Origin of the sequence: Psychrobacter immobilis, from assembly GCF_904846225.1 — a bacterium.
Taxonomy (GTDB): domain Bacteria; phylum Pseudomonadota; class Gammaproteobacteria; order Pseudomonadales; family Moraxellaceae; genus Psychrobacter; species Psychrobacter immobilis_F.
Window position 1 is genome coordinate 29972 of the sequence record NZ_CAJGZJ010000016.1, and the last position, 24308, is coordinate 54279.

Here is a 24308-nt window from a genome sequence, read left to right on the forward strand (position 1 = left end):
ATTATCTAGAGCGATGAGTATCTAAGACAGTAATTCACCATAAAAAAGACCTCAAGCGAGGTCTTTTTTATATAACGTGATAAACCCTATCTATATTTAAACCTTTAGCTTATCACCAACCATACCTTTCACAGTACTCAGAATATCAGCCGGTAAAACCACCATTTTAGAATTGTCAGACTCTGCTAGCTGACGAATCGCTTTAATGTACTGCTCACCTAGTAAGTAGACGATCGGCATCTCTTCAGTACCCATAGCGCCCGTGATCAGACGAATAGACTCTTCTGAACCTTTGGCAAGCACCACTTGCGCTTCAGCATCGCGGCGCGAAGCTTCTAGACGACCATCAGCCTCCAAGATAGCGGCTTGTTTTTGACCATCGGCGCGAGTCACTGTCGCACGACGTTGACGCTCAGCAGCAGCCTGCTCTTCCATCGCCATTTGCATGGTTTGCGATGGATTGATGTCTTGAATCTCAACGGTTTTTAGAGTAATACCCCAATCCGCAATATCTTCTGAAATCGCGTGTTTGAGCTTGGCTTTGATCTCATCGCGGCTAGATAAGGCACTATCCAGATCCATCTCACCGATGATCGAGCGCAATGACGTCTGTACTAAATTACGAATACCATATTCATAGTCTTCAATACCATAAACCGCCTTATCAGGACGAACGATACTGATATAGGCAACGGCATTGGCAATGATGACTACGTTATCGCGAGTAATGACCTCTTGCGAGGGAATATCAAGTACGATGTCTTTGGTCGTGATTTTATAAGCAACGGTATCGATAAAAGGAATAATTAGGCTCAAGCCAGGCTCAAGCGTTTGATTATATTTACCGAGACGCTGGACGATCCATTTATAACCTTGAGGGACGATGCGCACCCCTTTGAATACAGTGAAAGCAATCAATGCTATTAGTACCAACATAACGATACTAACGCCATTCAGGCTATTTAAGATGCTGTTCATAACGCTCTCCTTGAGCCATTGCTTTCAATGGTGCAGCAATGTCGTATGTGTTTACGCTTTATTACTTGAGGGGATACTACAAGTCGCTACTAAGCTAAATGAAGCTTCAGCAAGTTACTTATCAGTGAACTTGTTTTTGAGGCGAACTCTATCTAAATTGGGTTTATTAAGATTTAATCGATTGTTCTTAATATCATGCGTGACAGGACGACTCTCGATAGTAGGAGTAATATCTGATTGAGCAACTGTAGCGCTAGGGGCAGCAATACGTTTAGTCAAGGCAACAATCAGCTCATTACCAACGATATCTGTGACGACGACTCTATCACCTATTTCAACGACGTCACCTTGGGTACGACAAGACCATTCATCAGCGCCAACGATCGGTACGCTAAAACGTACAAGCCCAAGCGCGCTACCTTGCGGCTTAATTATGATCATACCCGTCTCGCCAATGATCACGCTGCCGCCGAGTCCGGCTTTGGTACGGTCTATCGATAGCGGCTTGATATACTTGACCCAAGCAAACATAAAGAGTACGGATAGGGTCAGCCAAATCAATACTTGGAATAAGATAGGAACCGGTAATAGCCATGCTATAGCCGCAACAATAATAGCGGCAGCACCAAACCATAAACTAGCAAAAGTGGGAATGAATATTTCGGCAATCATCAGCGCAAACCCTAATACTAGCCAATGCCAAGGTTCAATCATCCATAGCGTCTCCATAATTGCTACCTCCCCTCTTATTCTTTAAGATCATAGTTTTAATGTAACACACTTTTAGACTTTATAATTTCTTAAAAATCATCAGTATAGGGTATATCTACATTAGACAGGCTTAAGAAAATTTACTAAAATTTAAAGCAAAAAAAACGACCGCCGAAGCGATCGTTTTTTATTTAACAAATACCTAATTAGCTATTTAGAATTTTAAGTTAGCACCAACAGTCATTAGGTCTGTGTCGCTACCTAGCATGTCATATTCTGCTTCAACGCCGAAGTTAGGGTTGACGTTATAGCCAAGACCTACACCACCAGCAAGACTGGTATCGTCGTCTGAACGTGACACTTTGAGCGCCCCAACATTGTAATCAGCTTCTACTTCAGTTTTAGCAACACCTAACTTACCTTTGGCATATAAGCCAGTGTTTGGGAAGGCATAATGGTAAGTACCATAAGCGCCATAAGTTTTGGCATCGATGTCACCGCCTCTATAGTCAGCATCATCTGAACCGACATATTCGGCTTCGATACCGAAGTTAGGATCAAAGTTATAGCCAGCATAGACACCATAAGCAGTTGGATCATCAGCGCCATCAATGTCTAAATCGAATTGACCGACTTTTGCACCAACGTATGGCTGACCTGTATAACCGTTACCATAACCAACAGCTGCTTGAGCAGTTACTGTTAATAAAGAACCTGCTGCTAGGGCAAGTAGAGTTTTTTGTAGAGTTTTCATTATTAGCTCCTTAGAGGATATATGGACAAACAAGTTATGTATTTTATGTTGGCCTTTTGGCCCGATCGCCTTGTTTGCTAACGATGAGGATATAGTAACAAACTATTTCAAGGGATCTGTCAGTGTTTGATGGTATGACAGTTAAGATTTGAAAGTATTTATCAGCGTGTGGGTAACAAAGACCGAGATATGAAACTTTCTGTTACATCTCTTGATTTTGTGCAATACTTCCTACTCGCTATACCCCCTACCCTCATCAATTTAAAATAGGTTGAAGGATAATTCATGATATCCACGTCCATCCATAAACGATTACAAGCAGAACTTGTCCAATTAAAAGACAAGCAGCAATACCGTCAACTACCAGATATTGAACATCAAGGACGCTACGTGATTAGTAAGAGCAAAACTCTACTGAATATCGCTAGTAATGACTATCTTGGATTAAGTAGTGACACAGCACTACAATATGAGTTTTTTGAGCAGATGCAACAGCTACCGACAGCGCAGCTGCCCAAAATGAGTGCCGCCTCTTCGCGTCTTTTGACAGGGAATGATGCCCAACTACAAATGCTCGAAGATGAATTACAACACTGGTATCAAATGGCGGCAGGCGAAAAAAACAGCACCGCGCCAAAATCAGCGTTAGTCATGAACAGTGGCTATCATGCCAATATTGGTCTGTTACCTGCCCTAACGGCCTTACCTGTTAAAACCCTTATGTTGGCAGATAAACTGGTACATGCCAGTATCATTGATGGTATTCGCCTCAGCCAAAATAAATGGTGCGCTTATCGTCGGTATCGTCATAATGATTATGAGCATTTGGCAACGTTATTGGCGCAAGTTGAAGATAACGTTGAGCGTATTATTATCATCACCGAAAGTATTTTTAGTATGGATGGCGACCGCGCAGATTTACCTACCTTAGTACGCCTAAAAGTACTAGATAGTCGTATCGAGCTCTATGTGGATGAAGCGCATGCGGTCGGCGTACTTGGTCATCAAGGTTGCGGGCTGGCAGAAGAAACACAAACCCTTGCTGATATCGATTATCTGGTGGGGACGTTAGGTAAAGCGTTTGCCTCAATCGGCGCCTATGTTTTGTGCGATGATACGGTTAAGTCATGGCTGGTCAATCACATGCGACCTCTTATTTTTAGTACCGCTTTACCGCCACTGAACCATGCATGGACACGTTTTATTTTGGCAAAAATGCCAGAATTGCAGTCGCGTAGACAACATTTGGCACAGATATCATTACAGCTTAGCCAAGCCATCAGCCCCGTGCATCGCGTTCCATCAGAATCACAAGAGATGGCTTATCAATCACCTATCGTGCCTTATATATTGGGTGATAATGCCCGAACCATTGCCAAAGCGGCGCAGCTACAGGCCGCTGGATTTTATGCTTTACCCATCAGACCGCCGACCGTTCCTGCCAATACTGCCCGTATTCGATTGGTAATGAATGCCCGTATAAGTGAGGCTGACTGTCAACGTTTGATGGAGCACTTATACTAGGGCGTGTCCTCAATTCAAGCGATCCTATATAAATGGACTAACAATGAGAACGTGCCCTAAAAAACGTTTCATTAATATAGCTCACGCACATACTTAAGATATTTTGGATTAAAGAAAACGTTATGAAAAATCCTACTTCACTGTCTGATCTGAGCACTCGAAAGCAGACCATCGCCCGTCATTTTGCACAAGCCAACGACTATGCTCAGCATGCTCATATCCAACAACATATCTGTCAGCGCCTGCTCAATTGTATCGCGCATCAATCCCAAGATAGCGTGCTTGAAGTGGGCGCAGGTACTGGGCAAATGACCCAGTTACTAGCGGCAACGCTACAAAGCAAACGCTGGATCGTTAACGAGCTGTGCACGCAGCAAAAGACGAATTTACAGTCTATACTGCCAACGGCTCAAGTGCGTATTGGCGATGCAGAAACAATGGATTTGGATGCAAACCATAGCTTAATTATTAGCGCCAATGCCATACAGTGGTTTGATAATCCTCTACAGTTTATATCGCAGTCAGCAACGCGGCTAACAGCAGGCGGACAGCTACTACTCAGCACTTTTACATCTAATAATTTTTTGCAAATCAAAGCACTCACTGGACAAGGATTACATTATCCAGAGATTGTAGCGTGGCAATCAGCATTAGATGAGGCCAAACTCAATCGAATTCAGCTGTCTACTCAGCGCTTTGATATCCCGTTTGCGCGACCCTATGATGTGCTAAAACATATGAAATTAACGGGCGTATCGACCAATCAAACTCAATTGCAAAACATAGGAAGCGATCAAAGCACAGCACCTTTTACTTGGACAAAGGCGCGTTTGCAACAGTTTGAGCGCGCATACTGGGAACAGTTTTCAGGAAAAGATGACAATGGACAGCCTTGTGTCTATCTAACCTATGAAGTACTGATCATCGACGCTTATAAAATATCTTAAAAGCGCCACAGTACTGCTGATATCAATTTTTACAGCCTCTGTCTGCGCAGGCACAGCAAGCAAGAAAATTGATATCAGCAGTGCACGATGTATCGACATTACTTTTTACTAACTATACAAAACCATCAGCCATAAAAAAACGCACCTCGAAAGGTGCGTTTTTCTAACTTAACTACTTATCGTTTTTACCATTTTCAAAAGCTTGATTAGGAAGGAAAACGAGCGTAAGTACTACTAGTTAGTAGACTAAGCGAGTTTAACACAGCTAATCGCGCTTTTGAGTTTGGTATTATTTTTTGTCTTCGTCTACTTCAGTGAACTCAGCATCAACGACATCATCATCAGCTTGGTTGCTCTCTGCTGCATCCGCGCCTTGTTGGAACTGGCTCGGATCCATACCTTCTGCACCAGCGCCGCTATCCGCATAAATCTTTTGGCTAACGGGTAAGAAAGCATTGTCTAACGCTTCAAGCTTGGCTTTGATGTCTTCGTGATCGTCTTCTTTAGCTGCTGTCTCAAGCTCAGTGATAGCCGTTTCTACCGTTGCTTTTTCTTCGTCAGTCACTTTATCTGCGGCTTCTTTCAACGCTTTTTGTACTGCATGGATACGGCCATCTGCTTCGTTACGTACTTGCGCAAGATTAGCGAATTTTTCATCTTCTGCCGCATTCGCTTCAGCATCACGAACCATTTGTTCAACTTCTTCGTCCGACAAACCAGAATCTGCTTTAATCTGGATACTTTGTGCTTTACCAGTGCCCTTATCGGTAGCTGAAATGTTCATAATACCATCAGCATTGATGTCAAAAGATACTTCGATCTGTGGTAGGCCACGTGGTGCTGGTGGAATATCCGTCAAATCAAAACGACCAAGCTGTTTGTTTTGGTTAGCGATTTTACGCTCACCTTGATAAACCTGAATGGTCACGGCTGGCTGGTTGTCTTCAGCTGTTGAGAATACCTGTGATTTCTTGGTAGGAATCATGGTGTTTTTCTCGATAACTGGCGTCATGACACCGCCCATCGTTTCGATACCTAGTGTCAATGGTGTCACGTCAAGTAATAATACGTCGGTTTTTTCACCAGACAATACTGCCCCTTGAATCGCGGCACCTGCTGCTACTGCTTCGTCAGGGTTCACGTCTTTACGTGGCTCTTGACCGAAGAATTCTTGTACGTTTTGTTGTACAAGTGGCATACGAGTCTGACCACCAACTAAGATGACGTCATCGATATCGCCGATTTTTAGGCCAGCATCTTCAAGGGCAATTTTACAAGGACCCATGGTGCGTTGTACCAATGCTTCGGTTAAACTTTCTAATTTTGAGCGACTGATAGTCACAACCAAATGCTTAGGACCACTGCTGTCAGCGGTGATATATGGCAAGTTCACTTCAGTACTTTGCGCGCTTGATAACTCAATTTTCGCTTTTTCTGCCGCTTCTTTTAGACGCTGCATCGCCAATGAGTCACCTTTTAGGTTAACGTCTTGGTCTTTCTTAAACTCGTCTACTAAGAAATCAATCAACGCTGAGTCGAAATCTTCACCACCAAGGAATGTATCGCCATTGGTCGCCAATACTTCAAATTGCTGCTCGCCATCAACATCAGCGATTTCGATGATTGAGATATCAAAGGTACCACCGCCCAAGTCATAAACAGCAACGGTGCTATCGCCTTTCTTTTTGTCCATGCCATAGGCAAGGGCGGCGGCAGTTGGCTCGTTGATGATACGTTTTACATCAAGACCCGCAATTTTACCCGCATCTTTGGTTGCTTGGCGCTGTGAGTCATTGAAGTAAGCAGGTACCGTTACAACAGCTTCTGTGACGCTTTCACCAAGATAATCTTCTGCTGTTTTTTTCATTTTTTTCAAGATTTCAGCAGAAACCTGTGGTGGCGCTAGTTTTTTGCCGTTGATTTCTACCCAAGCATCACCGTTGTCAGCTTTGGCAATCTTGTAAGGAACCATGCCAATATCTTTTTGCACGACTTTGTCATCAAAACGACGACCGATCAAACGCTTGATAGCAAATAACGTATTGTTTGGGTTGGTGACTGCTTGACGCTTGGCTGATTGTCCAACCAAAATTTCATCATTCTTATACGCCACGATTGATGGCGTGGTACGAGTACCTTCAGCATTCTCGATGACTTTAACTTTGTCACCTTCCATTACTGCGACACATGAGTTGGTTGTACCTAGATCAATACCAATTACTTTACCCATAATTAATTGCTCCTAATTGTTTTAAATATAAATGTTCGGACCATAGTCGGTCACTTGTTGCTTTATATCGGTTTGCTTATTAATTTTTCAAGTCAATAACCAAGCAAAAACGGTGTTTCATGTGACTTTTTGTGAAAAACCTTAATATTAGTAGGGTTTATCACCTCAAAAATATTGCTGATCTAAAAACTACTGTCCAACACGTACCATGGCTGGGCGCAATAAACGACCATTCAGACTATAGCCTTTTTGCAATACCGTACCGACTGTATCTGCTTCCGCTTCTTCGTCAATACCGACTGCTTCATGCAAATCAGCGTTGAACTTTTCGCCTTGTGGATCAACTGTTTCTACACCATTTTTATTCAATACGGCCACTAATGCTTTATGAGTCAGTTGTACACCTTCAGCGACTGGATCATTGGCATCCGCATTTTCAATGGCACGCTCTAAGTTATCAACGATCTCTAGTAACTCTTTAGCGAATTTTTGCAGGGCGAACTTTTTGCTCTTGTCGGCTTCTTGTTCCATACGTTTTTGGGCGTTGTAAGCTTCTGCATTGGCACGAGCTGTACCTTCTTTTGCTTGCTTGACTTCACCTTCTAGCTCAGCAATACGCGCTTTAAAAGTATCAAGATCGATTTCAGTATCGATGGTCAAATCTTCACCTGAGTTATGTTGTGGATCAAACTCATTGATGGTTTCTTCTAAAATACTGGCACTGTGTTCAACATTATCATGTGCCAGATTTTGCTCAGGGGATTCGTTGTTGGTATTTTGCTCGCTCATGATGGCTCCTTAGAATGTTAATAATGACGATTGATATAGCACAACATAAATCCGCTAGTCGCTATTTATGCTGAGACTGCGCTCTGATTTATTGGCTACTTAACCGTTGTTACTCATTGTTTTTATTAATGCGCTTTACTAGCTGCTTGATAAAGGTGACAAGGATAAATTTCAAGCCTAAATCGTAGGAATTTTTCTCATTTACAACAAATGCAGGCTAAATACGAATGAAAAGGCGTAAAAGACACTTTTCTTTGCCCACAACGCCTATTATCTTTGCGGTTGGCTCGTGATATTTGCCGTTAAACCTTGTACGAAAATTAATAGTAAAATCCATTAAAAAACGTGATCGATTGCAAATGACTTACCATTAGTAGTCGAAGCCTTACTAAAGAAACACTTATTATTATGTGGGCTTACTTTATGATGGTTATCAATAGCTTAAGCACATTGAAGTAAACGCCAATGCAGGATGGCGAATACTGACCATCATTTATGAGAATTATTATGTCTAATTCAACCCCATTATCAATCAATACTTTAATGAACAAAGCATTGATGACGTTAAAACTGGTATCGACAGACCAAGTAGATAATGACGTCGAAAAAAGTGACAGTGAAAATGACAATCACGAAAAGCGTCTGAGTGTGAAAGAAAAAATATTTAGCTACAAGCCAATCGCCAGTCGTCAACCCCATACCTTGCATTATGCGATGAAAAGCGTGGGCTATCTGCCAAACCCTATATTAGAGAGGTTGGTCGGTTATTTAAAAGGCGCTACGTCAAAACAGTATCTGTATGCTGATGCTCATCTGCGTTTGATACTCGCTGTCAATAGTAAGTTCAAATCGCCGTTAGAGCTCACGCCAATGCCTGAGCTGCGTAAAAGATTTGCCGTCGATGCAGTGGCAATGCAAGCGCCAAAAGTATGGAAGCAAGCCAGTGACACCATGCTCAGCAATATCAAACGTTTTACCAAAAAAGGCGAGAGACCTGTTCGCTGGGAAGATGAAGTGATTGCCAATGCTGACGAGGGCGACATGACCATTCGCTGCTATCAAGCAAGCGTTGGCTCAAATCAACTTGGTTTTAAGCACATTGGTCTTAATAAACGCCATACTCATAATCCTGATGAAATGGTGTTGTTGTTCTTTCACGGGGGCGGATTTTGTCTTGGTGATGTCGACACTCACCATGAGTTTTGCCATGCCATCTGCGAGCAAACGGGCTGGCCAGTCGTCAGCGTTGATTATCGCTTAGCGCCTGAGAACCCTGCTCCGACTGCATTGAGAGATTGTATCACTGCTTATGCTTGGCTGGCTGAGCATTGCCACACGCTAAAGGCTTCACCGTCACGTATTGTCCTAGCAGGTGATAGTGCGGGTGGTGGATTGTGCGCGCTGGTGACGCAGCAAATCACTGCCCCCACCGAAAATGCATGGTTGGATTTGGGTATCGATGGTCAGAAGATTTTTGATTTGTTACAAGGCTTACCCAAGCCATTGGCACAAATGCCTTTGTATCCGGTGACTGATGTCGAGACAAATTATCCAAGCTGGGATTTGTATGGTGAAGGTTTGCTATTAGATCATGCCGATGTGGCAGTCTTTGATGCCGCTTGTTTCCAAAACAGCCCATTGCCACGCCAGCATGTGCTTAGTTCACCTATGCTGGGTGATAACAGTCAGGTATGCCCGACTTATATTGTCGTTTCTGAATTGGACGTGTTGCGCGATGAAGCGTTTGCTTATGCAGAGCAGCTAAAAAATCATGGTGTTTTAGTTAGAACAAATACGGTACTGGGTGCACCGCATGGTTTTATTCATTTTATGAATATTCACGAAGGTCTTGGTCAAGAAACAAGAGATATGATTGATGAATTTGTTTATTTCGTACATAACATTATTGAGGCGCAATCCCAGTTAGCCGCATAGGTATTTGTTAGTGACTTAGTTTATCAGTACCTTAGGTTGCCAGTGCCTTAGGTTGCCAGTATCTCGGAGGTTTTTGCTGACGGTTTTAGTTACCCGTCAGACTAATGAACCAAACCTCTGAGCGCGAGCCTAAACGAAATGGAATACCCCAAAAGCCATAACCGGAGGACACCACAAAGTGACCTTTTCCAATGGCTTCATAACCGTAACCCAATCGATTAATGGCGCTTACGACAAAATTGGCGGGAAATACTTGGCCATTATGCGTATGTCCTGATACTTGTAAATCGATTGGCAACTGACTGTGTGCCGTGATATCACTCGGTCTATGATCCATCAATATAACGGGCTTTTCTATATCCACCTGCGCCAACAGCTCAGTGGTCTGAACGCGCTGCTGCTTGTGATTATCAAAGCGACCAACCAGCCAAATGGACGTACCCTCATGATCTATACACCATACGTCATCATTTAATAAACGGACACCGGCATCAATTAGCGCTTCACTAATCGGCTGCTCGTGACCATATAAATCATGATTGCCCAACGTCGCATAGACGCCATACGGTAAGCTTTTACATAACTTAGCCAAGTTTCCTGCCATCTGATAATCAGCAAATGCTTGCGTGTTGTCATCCATAATATCGCCCGGCATTAGCAGTATGTCTGCTTTATGCTGCACGACAAGACGTTGCAACCTATCTATCGCCCCACTACCAAACAATCGCCCTAGGTGTAAATCACTGGCTATTGCAATACGTAGCGGCTTAGCCAATGGCTTGTCGATGTGAATCGATAATTTGCGTACGACAGGAACGTAAGCGCTATATAGCGCGTAGACGAACAGTCCTGCAAATATCACCAATGCCAGCACGCGCAACCCAAGATCGATTGAGGAAGTGTTTGCGACACCGCCCATTAGCGAAAGAGTTAACCAATACCCGCCATATAGCAGACTGGTTATTAAAGCGGTCAATAACATAAAATGCATGACCAACATCCAACCACTGATCCAGCGATAGCTATTGGCAAAGGCTCTTTTGACACTCAATAATAGCAAGCCGTTAGTAATGACGAATACGGCGATCCATACGGTAATTCGTAGCGCTGCTGTCTGCCAAGGCTGTAACCACCATTGCAAGCTTAGCGCAGCGCCAAAACTAAAAAGCTGCAACAGCGCAAAAATGGTGATAAAAAAGGTATAGCGCATGAAGAATCCTTGAGTATGATGGCGTCAATGCAGTATGTTTTCAGCTAACAAGACGAGCAAAGCATCTATTAATCAGCCTAACAGCAAATAAAAACCTCTACCATTTAGATATGGTAGAGGCTTTATCATAGGGATGATATTATTTATTTAAATGACTCATACACTAGATTGTAACGTAATTATCCAAATCTCAGAACGCGTACCCAGTCTAAACGGCACTGCCCCAATACCATAACCAGAGGTTACCAAAAACTGCGTATCGGCTATTTTTTTGGTGCCATAGTTTAGCGGTGTCAACCAATCCATTAATATCGTTAACGGGAATATCTGCCCGCCATGGGTATGACCAGACAGATGCAAATCAACGGGTAGAGCACCAATCTCATCCATGGCGCTAGGACGGTGTTCCAAAAATATAATTGGTTTGTCTGTCTCCACTTGCGTCAATAACTCATCCGCTGATAGTCTGGTACGATCGATGTCATCAGAGCGTCCCACCAGCCATACTGAGTCATCTAATAGCACACTCTCGTTATCAAGGGCGTTGATACCTGCTGCTTCCACCGCCTGAGTGATCTGCTTGTCATAACCGAAATAATCGTGATTGCCCAAAGTCGCATAGACGCCAAGCGGTGCTGTTAGCTTCGATAATTGCTCATGCATATTTGTATTATCATAAGCAATCGTCGTGTCATTCATAATGTCACCAGCGATAACCACCACATCGGGGTGCTCTGCATCGATGAGGTTCACCATTTTCTTTATCTGCCGATTGCCAAACCATCTACCCAAATGCGTATCGGAGACAAGTGCGATGTTCATTGGCTTATCTAGCGGCTTATCAATCGTAACTGTCAGATGATGTACGATGGGCGAGTAGGCATTAAATACCGCTAAGCTAACAATAGCGATATAAGTAACGATAGCAAATACGCGCAAAAGTATTGGACGAGGTTTTCGCTTAAAGAGCTGATAGACAATTAGTGCAACCCCAGCAGCTATCAGGCCAGCATAAAGCATAAACCCTTGCAAAATACTAACGACCAAATAGACATGAAAGCGCTCGCCCCAAAACTCACTCAAGCCATAAATGAGAGCAACATTATTGATAACAAAGACAGTCGCTATCAGCGCGATTTTTGCAGCAGTCGTTTTTGGTTTTATTAACCACCAGAAAAGAACGCTGGTCATAATAGCCAGCAACTGAGTGAAAACGATAAAGGACCACATAAAAAAGTCTAATCAGATAAAGATAACGCTATCTTACGTTAAAAACCTAATGCTCTGAACAGGGGGCCTTCTTTTCCACAAAAACTTCATTAATGAAAATCTATCAGTTTTATTTACTCTGATTTACTGTCGTAGTGCTCATTACTAATGTATCGATTTAATTTTTCACTGACTATAGTGTCGCAAAGCCAAATAAAATAGTATCAACTACGAATAAGTACCCATAATAAAAAGTATTTAACGTTTGTCAGGAGCAATTTTGCAAACACCATTTTCGCAAGCTTGCATTATTGCTTTGCCATAAACCAGTTTGGTCACCCAGTTCGGAATTCTATAACGATTGCGTGCGACATACGGATACACAAAATCACCCATTTGTTTAACCACTGGCAAGAACAATAACGATGACCATTTGACACCGCTTGTCTTATACAGCAGTCGCACGGCATCCATGTGCGTATACCAGTTATCGTAGCTGTCTTGCACACACATATAAGTCATCGCATCCTCACGACTGAACCCTGCGGCGGCCAACTTATCAAGCCCCTCGTCCACAGGAACTAGGTGTATCCTCTGCGGCTGGCGCAGTTGCATATTATGCGCCTCAGTACTGCATATGACGCAAGCATCATCGTAGTACATGGTGATGGATAAATGCGCTTCTTCTCTATAGCTGTTGATATGATTTTGAATAATCATCTTACGACTCCTTTTTGAGTAATAGCTAAATATCAAGGTGATGGGAATGGGATTTTTCAGTCACTCTAGATTGTTGATACTGATTGACTGAGGATAAAAGAGGAATTACTGGCTGCTGCGTCCACTGCGGAGCGCTAGCATCTAAACGCTTGGCCAGTATCGGTAGATGGTTGGTCGGCACCGCTGGAAACAGATGATGCTCGATGTGATAGAGCAAGTTAAAGGTCAGTAAATTAATCAATGGATGACGCTCACTGCGGGCATATACCACATCATCACAACCATGATGGACGCTCCATACTGCAAAAAATCCCACCATCGTATTGGCCAATATCATTACCAATACGTGATACATCAATACTGGATGCATCGTAATAAAAGCGCTGGCAATCACTGCAAAAATAAGCAGCATATCAAAGGCAACGAAAATATGATTGCGGCGACTACCATGCGTTAAGCCAAACCACTGAATTGCCATTGAAAATAGCCCACCGCCCAATATCGCTTGATACCACGGCAGGCGTGCCCAATTACCCTCAACATCGCTGTCTCCCAGCGGATCGCGGTGATGATTGAGATGAGTGTGCCGAATGGCATGCGTACTACAAAGCATAGTGATACTCAGCATAAATAGCATTAGCTCTGTGGTGACTTTACTCACACCTAAAGTGCGGTGATAGCAATCATGCGCCTGTCTGAGCGCTGCGGTAAAAAAGAAAAAAGTCGCAACAAGAGCAAGTAGCCAAAACCCCTGCCACGCGCTCCACCATGACAACAATAAAAAAGGTAATGATAAAAAGATATTGTAAACGGTCTCAGTGGGCTTGAGCTGACGCAAATCTTGCCATTCAATATTGGCTAACGAAGGATGACGCATGGGGTTCTCCTTGCTTTGTTATAAGCAGTAGCGACTCAGATTAAGCAACCGCTTGTTCAGTAACAATGATTTTAGTTTACTTTATTTCTGTCAAAAGTGAAATTAAAAGTTAAATCTTATTTGTGTTCTATACTGCTATTGATATGATTTTGAATAGTCATGTGATTGATCCTGCATAGGTTATACGGCGATGTCTTCAAGCCCTAGCCAATCCACTATAAAACAAGCAAAGTGCTACTGGGATAAGTTTTGCGTTGCCTCTATTTGTGCAGACACAGCAAGTAAGGAAAGTTCGTCCCAGTAGCGCGTGATCAGATTTGATCTTATTTTATTTAGGACTGACTATACTTATTAGCAACGATATCTCTATCTAGATTATTCATAACCAGCTCCATTTAGGTTTCACATGAAACAAAGTACCATATAAATAAGAACGAAGTTTCACATGAAACAATCAGTACATTGATAACGGCATCATTTACGATTTCTGCTCTTCTAATGCTTGTTTAAGCGTTGGCTGTTTAAATTCATAGCCTGCGTCCTGTAGTGCTTGCGGCAATACTTTTTGTCCATCAATGAGTAATGTAGACATCTCACCAAACATTAGCTTGAGTAAAAAATCTGGTAAAGTAAAAAATGTTGGACGGTGTAGCCATGCGCCTAGGGTTTTGGTAAACGTGTGATTGGTCACAGGATTGGGTGCAGTGAGGTTGTAGATGACCGCTGATTTGTCATTTGCCGTCTGCAAGGTGTTTTCATCTATGCTGGCGCGCTCAACGTGCGTAGTCTCAACTTGTTCAATGCTAGCTTTACCAGCAAGATGCTGCTCAATAATGAATATCGCCGCCCCTACCCAATCCTCACGGCTGACCCAGCTCATGATTTGTTTGCCATCACCCAATTGACCACCGACACCCATTTTAAAGGGCGTTAATAGTTTGCCGAGCATACCGCCTTCAGGGTGCATCACCACGCCAGTGCGCACGATAGCCACAGGTACACCATATTTGGTTGCGGTTAACGCCAATTTTTCCCATTTATCACATAATTGATGAGAAAAATCCGTTTGGAAGTCACTGCTCTCGGTCAATGGTTTATCACCTTGAGTACCATACCAACCAATGGCAGATCCACTGACCATTAGCGTGGGCTTAGTAATCGTACGAGCGATAAACGCCAATAATGCTTCGGTGGGCTTAACACGGCTGGCAAGCAGTTGCTCTTTGCGCGCATCGCTCCAACGTGCGTCAGCAATACCTGCACCTGCTAGATTTAAAATCACATCGAAGCGTTTATCGGAGTTTGTCAGCTCATCATAAGTCATCATGTCAATATCGTTAGGATGCGCCTGACTGCTATCACGCGTCAGCCAAGTAATATGCACCGTTTTATTTTCTGCACGGTAACGCGCCATAATCTCTTGGCTGAATGCACTTCCTAAAAATCCTGAGCCGCCACTGATTAAAATGTTCATGCCCTACTCCCTATGTACATTATTTTTCATAATTATCATTCGGTAAAAATTAACCTGTTATAGCCATCGTCTGCTTTTTTAGCGCATATATCAAAACGACTTTTACATGGTTTTGGTAAAGCTATGCAGCTGGCGATAGCTGAATTGATCGCGCCAAATAACCCGACACCCATCATAAAGGCCAGTAGCACGCCCACTTCTAACCATGAGTTGATGCCTAAATATAAGATAATTGCACCCATGTAACCTGCTGAGGTTATAAAGCCAATTACAAAGGTTGTGCTTATACTTTTATGATTACCCCGCCATATATTTTTAAAGGAGACGATAAAGCCCGTTAATAATGCGGGGATAAAACCCAATAAACCAACGTATAGTAATGGTTGATAACCAATCTGAGCAAAATCTGCATGCCTAAAAACAAACAATAAAGCCAGCTCTGCAATCAATCCACCAACCACACTGCCCAGACCTGCAAACAAAATAATCACTGATAAATAAGGGTAAGCAGCGACATTATTATTCGTTTTCATGATATTTATCCTATTAACATTTATCGTTAATTAAGTATAAATAGGGCGTTAGTAAAGCCAATGAATTTGCTGTGGATAATTGGTGGATAAGTGTCTCAATGTTATTTAGCATAACTATTAGACAAAATGCTTACGAATAGGACAGTCATTTTCATCGTGATTATAGCGATAGTTATTTTTTATATTATTCCAACGATTATTTATAAAATCCATGATGTTAGCTATGGTTGGCAATACATGTGCTTTGGTCAGGTGCGGCGCTACCGTATCTAAACGCTTGGCCAGCTCCGGTAAATGATTGGATGGTACAGCAGGAAATAGATGATGCTCTACGTGATAGAGTAAGTTAAACGTCAGCAAGTTGACCAATGGGTTGCGCTCAGTTCGAGCAATCGTTTCATCACAATCATGATGCACGCCCCACACTGCGATAATACCGACACTGGCATTTGCCAACATCATCGTCGATATATGATAGACCAGTACTTGCGCTGTCATCGCAAGAGCAGAGACAGGAAACACGGTCAATATGATTGCGACGATAATGACCAAAGCAATCAAACCAAACTCTAACCAAATGATACGTTGATTACGACGGCTACTTAGGCGTAATCCTTGACGATAGATATCCAATCGATAGCTCACGCCACCTAACATCGCGCGCCACCACGACACTTTTGCCAGACTGCCCTCAACATCGCTATCGCCTAACGGGTTACGATGATGTTCCATGTGAGTGGCTCGAATGTTGTGCAAACTGGTCATCAATAACACACTAAGCAGTAATAATAACGCGGTAATCGTACGTTTACCTGTACCCAAACTATGATGGTAACCATCGTGTGCTTGGCGGAAAGCGGCCGCAAAAAATAAATAAGAAGCGCCGCATGCTAAGACATACCATGATTGACTGGCAAACCACCACGACAACAATAAAAATGGATAAGGCAACATAACGTTATAAGCGATTTGACGGCGCGTTAACTGGCGCAAGTCTTGCCAATCCACTACGCTGATCGTATTTTTCATCGCTATGTTTTTATTACCCTGTGTGTTATTCGCTTTCATATTACACATCCGTTTTTTATAGTCAGTAATAAATCTCAGTTGATGATTATCTTCATTACATAAATTTCTGTTTAAACAGAAATTACTACTTAAATTTCTTATTTTCAATTAATAACTCTTGTTACTAGCGTAAAACCTTTTTGATACTAGCGCCCAATTTGAGGACTTTTTTAAGGATGCTTGTGGGTAGTTTGAGCATCTCAGATGACCAAGTGGTAAGCGTTTCAACGAACTCTTGTGTGTCACGGATACGAGCTTTTACCTCATTGTTTTCGTGTGCAAACTCAGGACTGTCCATCAGCTCCTGTAAAAACTGAACGGTTGGCTCAAGTTCGCGCTTCTGACGCTCTACCACAATAATACGTGCCAATTCCCAAACATCGGTATTGGTCGTAAAGTGGTCGCGACGATCACCCAATATTGAAACCTTTTGTACCAAACCCCAGTGCTGTAGCTCTTTGATACTGTTTGAAACGTTAGAACGCGCCACTCCCAGCGTGTCGGTAATTTCCTCAGCATTTAGTGGTTTACCGATAATAAATAACAACGCGTGAATCTGTGACATAGTGCGGTTAACGCCCCACTGCGAACCCATTTCACCCCAATGTAAGATAAATTTTTCGGTGACGGGATTAAGTTTCATAATTGCTACCCATTTAATTATTTATAAAATTTCGATTGGCTAATTATCAACTGAATATTTAATTTACTGTTTAAACCATCTTGCGCTATTCTTTAATTTCTGTCAATACAGAAATAAATATAAAATCAGTTATTAAAAAATATGACTTCTCTAGCGGACAATCAGTGTTAACGGATAATTGATCCTGTTTTCGCATCACAAATTTGACTGGGCAACGTATAGCCTAATGTTTCAGCTTGCAAGTAGCTGATTTGCTCACCGAAATAATTATAGGCTTCAGAAAATGTACTGGCAGGCGGTTGTCCTGACGGGTTACAACTGGTAGAAACCAGTAATCCAAATGGGTTATGGACGCTGACCAGCTGTTGGCAAAGCTCACGGATAATAGGATGAGCAATCACCCTCACCGCGACCGTCTGATGCTGCCCTGTAATCCAAGGCGGAATAGTGATAGCCAGTGTCTGCGGAATAGCGATTAGCCAAGTATGGGCTTGCTTATATTGCAAATCTACATTTTTACTGTCTGTTTGCCAGCTCTTTAAAATAGAGTCACGCTGCGCCTCATCTAACGCTACTAGCAAAGATGCCAAGCGTTCTACACTGTCAGTAATGACAATCATACCTTTGGCTTGTGGCCGCTGTTTGATGGCTAAAATGCGCTGAACGGCTTCTTCGTCATAGGGGTCACAACCTATTCCCCACACGCTCTCGGTTGGGTAAGCAAGCAGTTGCCCAGCTTTTAGACAGTTGGCTGCTTGAATCACAGAAGTGGTAGTCGTAGGAGTAGATGGGTTCATAGTATGAATAAGTCGTGATGGTGTAAAAATCAGCGTCAATAATAGCACAGCCGGATCATTGACTCAGCTAGCAGTCATTAAAAGTGGATAAGACAAACTAAGCATTATATTTTTGGCAAAAATTATAACGTTAAGCGCGTAAATAACGTCCACCCTGTACGTTGACAATGCCTAATAATTCAAGCTCCATCAACTGTCCTATCAGATGCGGCGCGGTCAGTTCAGTGGCACTGATAAGCGCGTCTAAATCCTGCCCATGCCAATCAAGCTGCTGATAAATCACCGTTAAATGTTCAGGTACGGCGATAGCGCTGCGCTGCGAATTGATATTAGATGGCGTGCTTGGTGTAATCGCTTTATCGGTGTCTGTCGCACGAGATGGCTGATGAATACCTGATTGGCTGTCATCGTGATTGGCTACATGGCTTTCAGAGTCATTTGCTGATTGATACGAGTAATTATTATGAATCAACTGGCTATTCACATCATCGATGACTTGTTGAGGATGATAAATTAACGTCGCGCCCTCACGAATCAAATGGTGACAACCTTCTGCGTTGCTATTGTCGATATGGCTGGGAATCGCAAAGACTTGCTTGCCCTGCTCAGAGGTCAGACGCGCAGTAATCAGCGAACCGCTTCGAACCGCTGCTTCTGTCACGATCGTCGCAAGACTCAGTCCAGCAACCAAGCGATTACGGCGAGGAAAAGTATGCTTGTGCGGCTGGGTATGCGGCAATAACTCACTAATAATACAACCACCTTGCTCGATAATCTGGCTAAACAATTTATCATGATGATTGGGGTAATTGATGTCGATACCCGTCCCCATCACACCAACCGTACGGCCTTTATACTCGACGTCCGACTGTGCCAAAGCGCCCAAATGGGCACGTTTATCAACCCCCATCGCAAGCCCACTGGTGACAATATAACCTGCCTGCGCTAAATATTGCGCCATATCAAAAGTGGTTTTTTGCGCATGGGCGGTGGGTTTTCGACTACCGACGATAGCGATTTGTGCCTGCTGCAACCGTGCACTATTACCACGGTAAAATAACAAAGGCGGCGCATCATAAATATGTAGGAGCTGGGCAGGATAGTCAGGCTGATCATCGAATAGTAGCCCATAGCTTCCTGCTATTAATGCCTGTTGAATTTTATCGATATCAGCGTTCGTTTGCTCGGGCTGCTCATGACGTTTAAGATGAGTATGATGAATACCCAGCTGCCGCCAAGCCTCTACTTTGGCCTGCCAAGCAAGCTGTGCATGGCCAAAAGAGGTAATGAGCTTATGATAAGCCGATAATGACGCATTCACCTCATACCACAGTGCCAATACGGCGCGCTGATCATCGGTTAATAAAGAGGAGACTGCCGTCATAAATAGTTATCTCGATAGGCGGATGTAGACTGGCTCATTTAATGAAACCGCTATAGTTAAAAGACCTTAAAAGGTTATGATACTTTTGGTGACTATATATATTATAGATAAGGCGGCGGTAGTAACTGATCACCGACATTCATCGGTAGCTCAGAATCTAACACATAAGCGTAGCTAATATGCTCAAAAGTGTTGAACACCATAACCATACCGCTTGGCTCATTTGGCAAACGCACAGGCGTGTCATTGTCTCTGGTGTCGCGTACCAACGGCCCTTTTTGATAGACCGTTAACACATCACCAGGTTTAGCACCTTGTTCACTACCTAGATTAATAGCGACCACACTGCCCTTTGCCGCTGAACTGATTGAGTCCATTATCCGCACAATCAAGCCACCGCGACTGACAGAGGCAGGGGCTGGATAAAACACGGGCGGGATAGAGTTATTTAGCTCTACAAATACGCGATCACCTTCGCGCACTTCTTTACCATAACTGTCCGTGAGCTGCAAACTAGTGACACCATTGGTTTCTGTCGAAGTAACCAATCCTGTTGCCACTTGCGAGACTTCTAAACCGATAACTGCTTGCGTTTTGGGATCGACATAGCGCTCACCCTCACGGTAGATGCCATAGCGCTGACCGACGATAAGGGGCACGCCTTTGGCATAAACTTTATCACCAGCAGCCGTAATTAAGTTGCGGTTTTTGGACGCTAAAATATAAGGTGTGGTGTTGAAATCTTGTGGATTGACGATGATTGTCTTATCTAGCCAATGCTGAATAGCAGACAATGGGATAGGTGGAATGCTGTTAGCAGTGGAAGTTACCGTCACTGAACTAGCAACCACATTACCTACTAATTGTTTTTCAATCCCAGCGCAGCCTTCACCAGTATCCACACCAATGAGCGTCTTTCCTTGGATTACACACAAGATCAGAATGTCATTGGGATAAATAAGATTGGGGTTTTTGATTTGTTTGTTGGTCGCCCAAATTTCTTTCCAGCGCCATGGACTGTCCAAATAACGACCTGAGATGTCCCACAATGTATCGCCCTTTTTGACGATATAGCGATTGGGCGCATCCGCTTTGATAGCTGGTGGTGGATTGTTAGCATAGGCAGTAGTCATCAGCATTGCACTGCTAAATGTTGTGATTAGCAGGGCTTTTACTATCTTTTTTAAGCGCATCTTCATTATTATATCCACAATATATACGGCTATTTTGGCTGGTGGTAGTGCTAAAAAAGCGTCTAGCACAATGATGACTTGCCGACGCTGTTTCTAATATTACAATCATATCTACCATAACACAATCATAAACAATTTATTACAATAGTGTAACCTTTATGTGGATACTTTCTTTGAGATTTTTTTAAGAAAGGACTTTATAACCCTATGTTATTCACGCTGGGTTTGCCGTGACATGCTGACGTATTTGCTCAGCGACTAGCTCAGCATTGTTGTCCAATATCACGACGTGCTGCGGTAAGCTCTCCAATCCTTCGGTATGCGCAGGACGAGCGATATCGATGTGACCGATGGCTTCAACGATCGTATCGGCGAATTTAACGGGCAATGCCGTCTCTGCACAAATGATAATCTCATTCTCTAACTGTAATGCTTTAGCGACTTTAATGCCATCAGCGGTATGTGGATCAACCAACTCACCATGCTGCTCATACAGCGCTTTAATGGTCTGTAAACGGTCACTGTGGGTAGATTTGCCTGCTGCAAAACCATAACGCGTGTTGACCGCCTCCATCAAATCCGCTAAATCAAAACCTTGACCTGATTTGACGCCTTCAAATAACTCATGAACGCGGGCGCTGTCTTTTTCTAGCAATAGATAAACAAAACGCTCAAAGTTAGAAGCCTTGGAGATATCCATTGACGGGCTTGAGGTGATATAGGTTTTTGCAGTCGGGCGTGGCTGATACGCGCCTTGGTTAAAGAAGTCATTGAGCACGTCGTTTTCGTTGGTGGCAACGATTAAACGCTGAATTGGCAAGCCCATTTCACGGGCGATGTGACCGGCGCAAATATTACCAAAATTGCCTGACGGTATACTAAAACTGACTTTTTCATCATTACTGCTGGTGACGGCAAAGTAAGCTTTGAAGTAATAAACAATCTGCGCCAGTATGCGACCCCAGTTGATAGAATTCACAGTGCCTAGATTATAAGACGCTTTGAACGTCGCGTCTTGCTGTAGCGCTTTGACAATATCCTGACAATCATCAAACATGCCATCAATCGCGATATTATGGATATTGTCGTCAGTCAAGCTATACATCTGCGCGCGCTGGAACTCGCTCATTTTGCCATGCGGTGACAGCATAAAGACTTCGATATTTTCTTTGCCGCGCAGTGCATACTCTGCCGCACTACCCGTGTCACCACTGGTTGCACCGATAATGGTGATACGCGCGTCTTTTCTTTTGAGCACGTATTCAAAAGCATTGCCCAAAAACTGCATGGCAACGTCTTTAAACGCCAGCGTTGGACCGTTTGACAATCCTAAAATATATAAGTCATCTTCAAGCTTGCGGACAGGCACAATCTCATCAGAACCGAAAACATCAGCGGTGTAAGTACGCTCAATGATATCTTGCAAATCAGCCGCAGGAATATCGGTCGCAAAGCGTTGCATGATTGCCATCGCAAGTTTTGGATAGCTAAGCGTGCGCCATTCATCGAGTACAGTGCTATCAATGTTTGGATAATGCTCAGGCAGCATCAACCCGCCATCTGGTGCCAGACCCATCAAAAGCACATCACTAAAATCCATCGGCTCAGTTTGACCACGGGTACTGATATATTTCATTTGAGTGTCCTGTCTACAATGAGATGATTAATTAAAACAGTTTATTCAGCAGTTTTTTGTAGCAACGCATAATAAAAGCCGTCGCCGCTCTCGCTATCAATCGGCAAGCACTGACGACCGATCGCTTGTTCGATACCCCAATTGCAATCGTCGCTAAATTCAACGGCTGCTACATTAGTATAGTGAGTCATGAAATCCTGCATTTGCTCGACGTTTTCTTGCTTTAAGATAGAGCACGTGACATACAACAGATAACCACCAACTTTAAGCTGTGGCCATAGATTATGCAATATATCGGCTTGCAACAGTGCCGTTTGCTCGATGTCTTCTTCAGTACGCAAGATACTGATATCGGGATGACGACGAATCACACCCGTCGCTGTACAAGGAGAATCTAGCAATATAGCGTCAAATACGAGTTTGCTCTTTTTCTTACCAGCCCCTTGCCATGTGGTTGCATCCGCACAGACAATGTTAAGCTCAATATTTTTTTCAGCTTGCTGCAAGTCGTGCTGACTTAAATTCAAGCGCTGTAAATTAGTATGAATACGCTCGATACGTGGCGCTTCATTATCAATCGCAGTTAGCTTCACTTTCGAAACCATAGAAACGGATTCATCGTTTTGTTTCACGTGAAACAGCGAATATTCATTTGAACTAATTAATTCTAACCAATGTGCAAGCTTACCACCCGGCGCTGCACAAGCATCTAAAATGCGGACTTCGTTGTTACTATTATTGTTATTCGTGTCTGTATCAAGGTCTACATCATCGTTTTTAACGCTCAACTTATTGAGTAGCGCGTTATGAATAAGCGGCGCTGCAAGCTGAGCGTGCATATCTTGTACACTAGCAGCCCCTTCAGCGAATTGCGGTAAGGCATTTACTGCGGTGCTTTGATGTAATCTTAGTCCTTTGGTTAATATACTATTAGATGTCGCTGTATCCGACGAGTTCTCAAGTTGTAAGCCACTCGTAAGCTCAACCAAATCGGCTTCAATCTCCGCCTCATTCAAGGCTTGTTGATAATCTTCTATCGAGGTAACCGCTGTATTTACGCGTAAAAACATCGGTGCAGGTTGACGTAAACCCTGCATCAGATCGTCATACTCTTCACTCCAATCTTGCTTAAGCTGATAAGCAAGCCAATTGGGTAAGCTGTGCTTTTTATCACATTTCTTACGAAACTTACTTGGGTTCTTAGCGACTTTGCGCAAGATCGCGTTGATTAAACCAGTCGCATGTGCGAACTCAATTTCTTTGGCCGCTTCAACCGTTTCGTGAATCGCCGCATGATCGGCCACTTCCAAATACAACAACTGTACCAAGCCTACTTGAATAGTCGTACGTACTTCTTTTTCATCAATGGAGTTATCAGCCAGACTATCCAGTAGGCGCTCAAGGGCATACCATTGGCGCAAGGTCGTTAGTAGCAACGCATGAGCAAAACCTTTATCACCGTCATGCAGGCTATTCAATAGTGGGTCAAGAACGCTTGAGAGCGATTGACCATTCTGAATCGCTAATAAGGTACGAATCACACGCACGCGTACGCTGCCGTTCATGATGAGGTTACTTGACGGTTTGAGCTTATTGTTTCTTGGCGCAGTGCTGGTTTGTCTCATTAAGTTTTATTTCCTTGACGCATCATCGATAGCGTCTTGTGCAAGTTAGGGTATTTATCAATAGAATATTT

Annotated in this window: 20 protein-coding genes and 1 pseudogene; 3 read left to right on the forward strand and 18 right to left on the reverse strand. The window is 43.2% G+C overall.

Going from position 1 to position 24308, the window contains the following annotated elements; all coding sequences use genetic code 11:
- Window positions 1-96: 96 nt before the first annotated feature.
- From JMX48_RS10695 to JMX48_RS10705, 3 genes and pseudogenes are all read right to left on the reverse strand, one after another.
- Window positions 97-936, reverse strand: coding sequence for an SPFH domain-containing protein (locus JMX48_RS10695; RefSeq protein ID WP_413786361.1), 840 nt, complete (start codon window positions 934-936; stop codon window positions 97-99).
- A gap of 321 nt (window positions 937-1257) precedes the next feature.
- Window positions 1258-1692, reverse strand: a pseudogene (locus JMX48_RS10700) (NfeD family protein); the annotation flags it as partial.
- 211 nt (window positions 1693-1903) lie between these two features.
- Entirely contained in the window at window positions 1904-2443 is a 540-nt protein-coding gene (locus JMX48_RS10705; RefSeq protein WP_201537590.1) for a porin family protein, read from the reverse strand.
- Window positions 2444-2731: 288 nt separating this feature from the next.
- On the opposite strand from JMX48_RS10705, the gene JMX48_RS10710 reads away from it, so the two are divergent.
- Window positions 2732-3967: an 8-amino-7-oxononanoate synthase gene (locus tag JMX48_RS10710; protein WP_413786362.1), complete on the forward strand. Its 1236-nt coding sequence runs from the start codon at window positions 2732-2734 to the stop codon at window positions 3965-3967.
- Between the two features lie 122 nt (window positions 3968-4089).
- A complete protein-coding gene (locus JMX48_RS10715) occupies window positions 4090-4914 on the forward strand; it encodes a methyltransferase domain-containing protein (RefSeq protein ID WP_201537593.1) in 825 nt (274 codons plus the stop codon).
- A gap of 289 nt (window positions 4915-5203) precedes the next feature.
- Here the strand turns inward: JMX48_RS10715 and dnaK are convergent, their stop codons facing one another.
- Both dnaK and grpE read right to left on the reverse strand, forming a co-directional pair.
- On the reverse strand, window positions 5204-7144 hold the full coding sequence (dnaK, locus tag JMX48_RS10720) for a molecular chaperone DnaK (protein WP_201537595.1): 1941 nt from the start codon (window positions 7142-7144) through the stop codon (window positions 5204-5206).
- 189 nt (window positions 7145-7333) lie between these two features.
- Window positions 7334-7933: a nucleotide exchange factor GrpE gene (grpE, locus tag JMX48_RS10725; RefSeq protein ID WP_201537597.1), complete on the reverse strand. Its 600-nt coding sequence runs from the start codon at window positions 7931-7933 to the stop codon at window positions 7334-7336.
- 507 nt (window positions 7934-8440) lie between these two features.
- Here grpE and JMX48_RS10730 point away from each other — a divergent pair.
- Entirely contained in the window at window positions 8441-9868 is a 1428-nt protein-coding gene (locus JMX48_RS10730; protein WP_201537599.1) for an alpha/beta hydrolase, read from the forward strand.
- Window positions 9869-9953: 85 nt separating this feature from the next.
- On the opposite strand, the gene JMX48_RS10735 is transcribed toward JMX48_RS10730, so the two are convergent.
- The 13 genes from JMX48_RS10735 to JMX48_RS10795 all read right to left on the reverse strand — a co-directional run bounded on the left by JMX48_RS10735 (window position 9954) and on the right by JMX48_RS10795 (window position 24237).
- Window positions 9954-11078, reverse strand: coding sequence for a metallophosphoesterase (locus JMX48_RS10735; protein ID WP_201537601.1), 1125 nt, complete (start codon window positions 11076-11078; stop codon window positions 9954-9956).
- A 156-nt stretch (window positions 11079-11234) separates the two neighbouring features.
- Window positions 11235-12308, reverse strand: coding sequence for a metallophosphoesterase (locus JMX48_RS10740; RefSeq protein WP_201537603.1), 1074 nt, complete (start codon window positions 12306-12308; stop codon window positions 11235-11237).
- Between the two features lie 237 nt (window positions 12309-12545).
- Window positions 12546-13007 carry a thiol-disulfide oxidoreductase DCC family protein gene (locus tag JMX48_RS10745; protein WP_201537605.1) on the reverse strand — a complete coding sequence of 154 codons (462 nt, stop codon included), beginning with the start codon at window positions 13005-13007 and terminating at the stop codon, window positions 12546-12548.
- Window positions 13008-13032: 25 nt separating this feature from the next.
- Entirely contained in the window at window positions 13033-13884 is an 852-nt protein-coding gene (locus JMX48_RS10750; RefSeq protein ID WP_201537607.1) for a fatty acid desaturase family protein, read from the reverse strand.
- A 478-nt stretch (window positions 13885-14362) separates the two neighbouring features.
- The gene (locus JMX48_RS10755; protein ID WP_201537609.1) at window positions 14363-15358 is read right to left on the reverse strand and encodes an epimerase; all 996 of its coding nucleotides are present in this window, start codon (window positions 15356-15358) and stop codon (window positions 14363-14365) included.
- Between the two features lie 35 nt (window positions 15359-15393).
- Window positions 15394-15891 carry a hypothetical protein gene (locus tag JMX48_RS10760; RefSeq protein ID WP_201537611.1) on the reverse strand — a complete coding sequence of 166 codons (498 nt, stop codon included), beginning with the start codon at window positions 15889-15891 and terminating at the stop codon, window positions 15394-15396.
- A gap of 117 nt (window positions 15892-16008) precedes the next feature.
- The gene (locus tag JMX48_RS10765; protein WP_201537613.1) at window positions 16009-16959 is read right to left on the reverse strand and encodes a fatty acid desaturase; all 951 of its coding nucleotides are present in this window, start codon (window positions 16957-16959) and stop codon (window positions 16009-16011) included.
- A 124-nt stretch (window positions 16960-17083) separates the two neighbouring features.
- Window positions 17084-17602, reverse strand: coding sequence for a GbsR/MarR family transcriptional regulator (locus JMX48_RS10770; RefSeq protein WP_201537615.1), 519 nt, complete (start codon window positions 17600-17602; stop codon window positions 17084-17086).
- A 167-nt stretch (window positions 17603-17769) separates the two neighbouring features.
- Complete coding sequence (locus tag JMX48_RS10775; protein WP_201537618.1) at window positions 17770-18399, reverse strand: L-threonylcarbamoyladenylate synthase; 630 nt, start codon at window positions 18397-18399, stop codon at window positions 17770-17772.
- Between the two features lie 130 nt (window positions 18400-18529).
- Complete coding sequence (gene dprA / locus JMX48_RS10780; protein WP_201537620.1) at window positions 18530-19783, reverse strand: DNA-processing protein DprA; 1254 nt, start codon at window positions 19781-19783, stop codon at window positions 18530-18532.
- Between the two features lie 101 nt (window positions 19784-19884).
- Window positions 19885-20982: a LysM peptidoglycan-binding domain-containing protein gene (locus JMX48_RS10785; protein WP_201537622.1), complete on the reverse strand. Its 1098-nt coding sequence runs from the start codon at window positions 20980-20982 to the stop codon at window positions 19885-19887.
- Between the two features lie 208 nt (window positions 20983-21190).
- On the reverse strand, window positions 21191-22612 hold the full coding sequence (gene thrC / locus JMX48_RS10790) for a threonine synthase (protein ID WP_201537624.1): 1422 nt from the start codon (window positions 22610-22612) through the stop codon (window positions 21191-21193).
- A gap of 41 nt (window positions 22613-22653) precedes the next feature.
- Complete coding sequence (locus tag JMX48_RS10795) at window positions 22654-24237, reverse strand: transcription antitermination factor NusB (RefSeq protein ID WP_201537626.1); 1584 nt, start codon at window positions 24235-24237, stop codon at window positions 22654-22656.
- Between the last annotated feature and the right edge of the window lie 71 nt (window positions 24238-24308).

Bases quoted from the DNA above. Each gene is read 5' to 3' on its own strand.
- JMX48_RS10695 (WP_413786361.1), bottom strand. From the start codon at position 936: ATGTTGGTACTAATAGCATTGATTGCTTTCACTGTATTCAAAGGGGTG.
- JMX48_RS10705 (WP_201537590.1), bottom strand. From the start codon at position 2,443: ATGAAAACTCTACAAAAAACTCTACTTGCCCTAGCAGCAGGTTCTTTA.
- JMX48_RS10715 (WP_201537593.1), top strand. From the start codon at position 4,090: ATGAAAAATCCTACTTCACTGTCTGATCTGAGCACTCGAAAGCAGACC.
- dnaK (WP_201537595.1), bottom strand. From the start codon at position 7,144: ATGGGTAAAGTAATTGGTATTGATCTAGGTACAACCAACTCATGTGTC.
- grpE (WP_201537597.1), bottom strand. From the start codon at position 7,933: ATGAGCGAGCAAAATACCAACAACGAATCCCCTGAGCAAAATCTGGCA.
- JMX48_RS10730 (WP_201537599.1), top strand. From the start codon at position 8,441: ATGTCTAATTCAACCCCATTATCAATCAATACTTTAATGAACAAAGCA.
- JMX48_RS10735 (WP_201537601.1), bottom strand. From the start codon at position 11,078: ATGCGCTATACCTTTTTTATCACCATTTTTGCGCTGTTGCAGCTTTTT.
- JMX48_RS10740 (WP_201537603.1), bottom strand. From the start codon at position 12,308: ATGTGGTCCTTTATCGTTTTCACTCAGTTGCTGGCTATTATGACCAGC.
- JMX48_RS10745 (WP_201537605.1), bottom strand. From the start codon at position 13,007: ATGATTATTCAAAATCATATCAACAGCTATAGAGAAGAAGCGCATTTA.
- JMX48_RS10750 (WP_201537607.1), bottom strand. From the start codon at position 13,884: ATGCGTCATCCTTCGTTAGCCAATATTGAATGGCAAGATTTGCGTCAG.
- JMX48_RS10755 (WP_201537609.1), bottom strand. From the start codon at position 15,358: ATGAACATTTTAATCAGTGGCGGCTCAGGATTTTTAGGAAGTGCATTC.
- JMX48_RS10760 (WP_201537611.1), bottom strand. From the start codon at position 15,891: ATGAAAACGAATAATAATGTCGCTGCTTACCCTTATTTATCAGTGATT.
- JMX48_RS10765 (WP_201537613.1), bottom strand. From the start codon at position 16,959: ATGAAAGCGAATAACACACAGGGTAATAAAAACATAGCGATGAAAAAT.
- JMX48_RS10770 (WP_201537615.1), bottom strand. From the start codon at position 17,602: ATGAAACTTAATCCCGTCACCGAAAAATTTATCTTACATTGGGGTGAA.
- JMX48_RS10775 (WP_201537618.1), bottom strand. From the start codon at position 18,399: ATGAACCCATCTACTCCTACGACTACCACTTCTGTGATTCAAGCAGCC.
- dprA (WP_201537620.1), bottom strand. From the start codon at position 19,783: ATGACGGCAGTCTCCTCTTTATTAACCGATGATCAGCGCGCCGTATTG.
- JMX48_RS10785 (WP_201537622.1), bottom strand. From the start codon at position 20,982: ATGAAGATGCGCTTAAAAAAGATAGTAAAAGCCCTGCTAATCACAACA.
- thrC (WP_201537624.1), bottom strand. From the start codon at position 22,612: ATGAAATATATCAGTACCCGTGGTCAAACTGAGCCGATGGATTTTAGT.
- JMX48_RS10795 (WP_201537626.1), bottom strand. From the start codon at position 24,237: ATGAGACAAACCAGCACTGCGCCAAGAAACAATAAGCTCAAACCGTCA.